Source organism: Nocardia sp. NPDC004722 (assembly GCF_053601505.1).
Genome location: NZ_JBSGBY010000637.1, coordinates 1 through 4,659 on the forward strand (window position 1 = coordinate 1; position 4,659 = coordinate 4,659).

The 4,659-nt window shown below is 67.8% G+C and carries 5 protein-coding genes, 1 tRNA gene and 1 pseudogene; 3 read left to right on the plus strand and 4 right to left on the minus strand.

The features are described from left to right. Positions 1-219, plus strand: a pseudogene (locus ACWELQ_RS38600) (phosphohydrolase); the annotation flags it as partial. A gap of 41 nt (positions 220-260) precedes the next feature. On the opposite strand, the gene ACWELQ_RS38605 reads toward ACWELQ_RS38600, so the two are convergent. Then, a tRNA-Cys gene (locus ACWELQ_RS38605) sits at positions 261-334 on the minus strand. A 130-nt stretch (positions 335-464) separates the two neighbouring features. On the opposite strand from ACWELQ_RS38605, the gene ACWELQ_RS38610 reads away from it, so the two are divergent. Further along, positions 465-1,007 carry a MarR family winged helix-turn-helix transcriptional regulator gene (locus ACWELQ_RS38610; protein ID WP_452401957.1) on the plus strand — a complete coding sequence of 181 codons (543 nt, stop codon included), beginning with the start codon at positions 465-467 and terminating at the stop codon, positions 1,005-1,007. 76 nt (positions 1,008-1,083) lie between these two features. Continuing rightward, a complete protein-coding gene (locus ACWELQ_RS38615; protein WP_452401958.1) occupies positions 1,084-2,139 on the plus strand; it encodes a hypothetical protein in 1,056 nt (351 codons plus the stop codon). Between the two features lie 139 nt (positions 2,140-2,278). On the opposite strand, the gene ACWELQ_RS38620 is transcribed toward ACWELQ_RS38615, so the two are convergent. From ACWELQ_RS38620 to ACWELQ_RS38630, 3 genes are all read right to left on the minus strand, one after another. Continuing rightward, on the minus strand, positions 2,279-3,055 hold the full coding sequence (locus ACWELQ_RS38620) for an enoyl-CoA hydratase (RefSeq protein WP_452401959.1): 777 nt from the start codon (positions 3,053-3,055) through the stop codon (positions 2,279-2,281). Beyond that, positions 3,052-3,954 (minus strand): 3-hydroxyisobutyrate dehydrogenase, encoded by a 903-nt coding sequence (mmsB, locus tag ACWELQ_RS38625; protein ID WP_452401960.1) that lies wholly within the window; start codon positions 3,952-3,954, stop codon positions 3,052-3,054. Before mmsB ends, ACWELQ_RS38620 begins: the two co-directional genes overlap by 4 nt. A 9-nt stretch (positions 3,955-3,963) precedes the next feature. Continuing rightward, positions 3,964-4,659: 3-hydroxyisobutyryl-CoA hydrolase (locus ACWELQ_RS38630; protein ID WP_452401961.1), on the minus strand; the 696-nt coding region annotated here is incomplete at its 5' end.

The following is a 4,659-nucleotide window of genomic DNA, read 5'->3' on the forward strand; positions in this document are numbered from 1 at the left end:
GCCGCCTGCAAGGAGTATCCGGGCGGCTATACCTTGCTGCGTCTCTACGAGGGCGGCTACATGCTGAACTTCTACAAGACTCGCACCGAGGGGGCCCGGCGCTGGAGTTCGCGGTCCCGGGGCGAATACTTCGGTCTGCTGCCCGAATACACGCTGGGCACCACCGCCGACCGCAATCATGTGGTCGCCCGCGACCTCACCGGCCTCACCGCGTCCTGACAGCGAAAACGCCTCCCGGATTTCCGGGAGGCGTTCTCCGATGGAGCGAGCGACGGGACTCGAACCCGTGTGACAGGTTTTGCAGACCTGCTCCTAACCGCTCGGACACACCCGCATCGTGTCCGGCCATAGTGCCGGGATCGCGGCATGCGGCAAAGTCTTTAAATCACGGTGATTTCTGTGCACCTTCACCAATCGGCTCGGCGCTTCAACCAACCGGTTCGTGACATGCGATGATCGGGGGCATGTCTCGACCGCGTCCGTTGCCGCTCGATCCGATCGAGGAGGCGCATCGCCAGTGGTCGGAGCACGGCTGGGGCGACGTGGCCGACGGCATGGCCGCGGTGACCTCGCTGGTGCGCGCGCAGCAGATCGTGATGGCCCGGGTGGACGAAGCGCTCCGACCGTCCGGTTTGACGTTTTCCCGATACGAGCTACTCATGCTGCTGAGTTTCAGCAAAACCGGCGCGCTGCCCATGGCGGTGGCCAGCGCCCGCCTACAGGTGCATCCCACCTCGGTCACCAACACCGTCGACCGGCTGGAGGCGGCGAAGTTGGTGAAGCGTGTGCCACATCCGAGTGACCGGCGGGCGACGCTCATCGAAATCTCCGATGCCGGAAGAGAATTGGTGTCCAAGGCCACCATCGAGCTGAATCGGCGGGTTTTCGCCGAGGCCGGACTGCCACCGCAACGTTTGCAGTTGTTGCTGGAATTGCTGTCGGAGTTCCGGCAGGCGGCCGGTGACTTCGATCCCGGTAGCTCGCCGACACGATGGGCCGGTCAGTAACCCTTCAGCGACCCAGCAGCCAATTTCCTGCTTCATAGTCTTGGATTCGGCTCACAAAAGGTTCACCATTGAGGCCATGGTGCTGGTCCTCGGGGTGTCGGCGGGCGCTGCTGGCGCACGCGCCATGCTCACCCATTCCGACCAGCCGCATCTTCCCCCCATCGACCGTTGCAAGGTCTTACGCCGGGCCGGTGGCGGCAGCATGGAAGACGCGGTGTTCGAGGCCATCCGGCTGATGCGGAAATCGGCCGCTAAGCGGGACGAATTCATTACCGGCATCGCCGTGACCTGCCGGTGCAGCTCGCACGCCGAGTCCGTTCGGACCGCCGCCGGCCGCAATCGCCTGACCGTCATCGACGAGCCGGTGGCCCAGCTGAGGTATCTACGGTTCACCGGTCGGCTACCCACCGAGGGCTCGGTCCTGCTCTACGACCTAGGCGCTTCCGGTCTGACCCTCACCCAGATCGACTGCCGAACCGATGCCGTCCTCGCCACCAAGCGCAGCACCGTTCTGGGCGGTGACGGCCACGATGCCCTGCTGCGCTGGCTGCTCACCCGCGGCGGCGTGACCCTCGACATGGCCACGACACGCCGTCAGAAGGAAGCCCTGGCCTCCGAGCGCGTGCTGGCCGTCTGCGATCCGATCACCGGGCAGCGCTTCGTGGTCACCCGTAGCGACTTCGCCGAACTCGTGGAGGCCGGTATCCACCACTCGGCCTCGTTCGTCCGCCACATGGTCGATGAGACGGGTATCCGGCCCACCGGGATCGCCCTGCTGGGTGGCTGCACCCGCAACAAGAGCATTCGCGACGAATTGAAGCAGCAGCTGGATCTGCCGCTGATCTACGATCCCGAACCCGAGTTCGTCTCCACCCGCGGCGCGGTGCTGCTGGCCGCCGAGCGCCCGTCCGCCCGCAGTATCCGCAGCGTCCACCTGACTCCGGGCTCGGGCATCCACGAGGCCCCCTCCTCCTCCCCCGTGTCCCGCCGCAAGATCGTTGCGGCCGTGGCGGTTACCGCGACGCTGGGCGGCACCATCGTGGGCGCGCTGGCCATGAACCGCGACGGCGGCGACCACACCGACGGCAAGCCGCCGACGGTCGAAGTGGTCGGCCCGCCGAAACACGGCTGAGCACAGCCGAATTCGCCGCTGCGCGACACGCGCGTGGACTCGGCCCGGACCGCGCCCGCGATGCCTTACCCACCCCCTTCAGCACCGTGCCCCGCTGCCGTTGGGCAGCGGGGCACGAGAGTTCAGAGTGCTGGCGCGCTCACTGGTGCGTGAAGTTCGCGGGGCGCTTCTCGACGAAGGCCGTCATGCCTTCCTTCTGATCCTCGGTCGCGAACAGCGAGTGGAAGACGCGACGCTCGAAGCGCAGTCCCTCGGTGAGGGTGGTCTCGAAGGCGCGGTCCACCGCCTCCTTGGCGATCATCACCGACGGCAGCGACATGGACGCGATGGTCTCGGCCACCTCGAGGGCGGTGTCGACCAGTTCCGCGGCCGGGACGATGCGCGAGACCAGGCCCGCGCGCTCGGCCTCCTCGGCGTCCATATTGCGGCCGGTGAGGATGAGATCCATGGCCTTGGCCTTGCCGACGGCGCGGGTGAGGCGCTGCGAGCCGCCCATGCCGGGGATGACGCCGAGTTTGATCTCGGGCTGCCCGAACTTGGCGGTGTCGGCGGCGAGCAGGATGTCGCACATCATGGCGAGTTCGCAGCCGCCGCCGAGGGCGTAACCGGCGACCGCGGCGATGATGGGCTTACGGAACGCGACCAGGCGGTCCCATCCGGCGAAGTGGTCGGCCAGGAACATGTCCATGTAGGACTTGGTCTGCATCTCCTTGATGTCCGCGCCCGCCGCGAAGGCGCGCTCGGACCCGGTCAGCACGACCGCGCCGATCTCGTTGTCGTTCTCGAGCTCGTCGAGAGCGGCCGAGATGTCGGTCAGGACCTGCGAATTCAGCGCGTTGAGGGCCTTCGGCCGGTTGAGCGTGATCAGCGCGACGCGGCCTTTACGCTCCAGCAGAATGGTCTCGAAGTCGGTCACGCCGTCTCCCCTTCAGATCGCTTGCGGATATCGGTGACGATAGCCGAGAAGTCCTTGCCCGCTTCTTCCTGGTTGAAGCGGTTGTAGATCTCCGCGGCCAGCAAGCCGATCTGCCCGTCGACGCCGTTGGCGCGCAGCGCGCTGGCCGCCAGCCCGAGGTCCTTGCTCATGAGCGCGGTCGCGAATCCGGGCTGGTAGTCGTTGTTGGCGGGGCTGGCCGGAACCGGCCCGGGGACAGGGCAATACGAGGTCAGCGCCCAGGACTGGCCGGAGGCGGTGGAGACCACGTCGAAGAACTTCTCGTGGGTGAGCCCCAGTTTCTCGCCCAGCACGAAGGCTTCGGACAGCCCGATCATGGAGATGCCCAGCAGCATGTTGTTGCAGATCTTGGCGGCCTGGCCGACGCCCGCGCCGCCGCAGTGCACGACCTTGCCGCCCATGACCTCCAGCAGCGGCAGGGCATCGGCGAAGTCGGCGTCCGCGCCACCCACCATGAAGGTGAGGGTGCCCGCCGCCGCGCCCGCCACACCGCCGGAGACGGGGGCGTCGAGGGCCCGATGCCCCGCTGCCGCAGCGAGTTCCGCGGCCTGCTTGGCGTCGGCGACGTCGATGGTGGAGCAATCGACGAACAGGGTGCCGGGCTTGGCGGCGGCGAGCACCTCGTTGTAGAGATCCAGCACGATGCGGCCGTTGGGCAGCATGGTGATGACGATGTCGGAGGCCGAAACCGCTTCGGCCGCAGCGGTTACGACGGTCGCGCCGTCTTCGCGCGCCTGGTCCTGCGCGGCGGGCACGGGGTCGAAGGCGAGCACCTCGTATCCGGCCTTGACCAGGTTGGCGGCCATGGGCCCGCCCATGTGGCCGAGTCCGAGGAACCCGACGGTGGTGTTGTTGCTCATCGCTCGTCCTTACAGTCCCAGTTCGCGGTCGCCGAGCGGGCCGAAGTAGGCGTCCACGTCGGCCTCGGTGACGTCCGCCAGGGTGGCGGGCGACCACTGCGGGTTGCGGTCCTTGTCGATGACCTGGGCGCGAATGCCTTCCACCAGGTCGTGGGTGTTGAGGGAGGCGGCGGAGACCCGGTACTCCTGGTTCAACGCGGCCTCGAGGTCGGCGGCGTGCCGGGCGCTGCGCAGCGAGCGCAGCGTGACCTTCAGCGCCACCGGCGATTTCGACAGCACGTCGCGTGCGGCCTTGGCGGATTCGGCGCGGCCGTCGAGCTCGAGCCGGTGCACGATCTCCTCGACGGTGTCGGCACTGTAGCAGGCGTCGATCCAGTCCTGCTGGGCGACGAACTCCGAAACCGGTGCGGGCTGCGCGAATTTGGCGATGGCCACCTCGACCTCGTTGTCCCGCAACGCCTCCAGCAGCGCGGGCAGGTGCTCCGAGGGCACGAAGTAGTCGGCGAAACCCGCCGCGATGGCGTCACCGGCGGACATACGCGCGGTGGTGAGCGCGACGTGCGTGCCGATCTCGCCGGGCGCGTGCGCCAACAGCCAGGTGCCGCCCACGTCGGGGATGAAGCCGATGCCGGTCTCGGGCATGCCGATCATGGAGCGTTCGGTCACGACGCGGTGCGACGCGTGCCCGGACAGGCCGACGCCGCC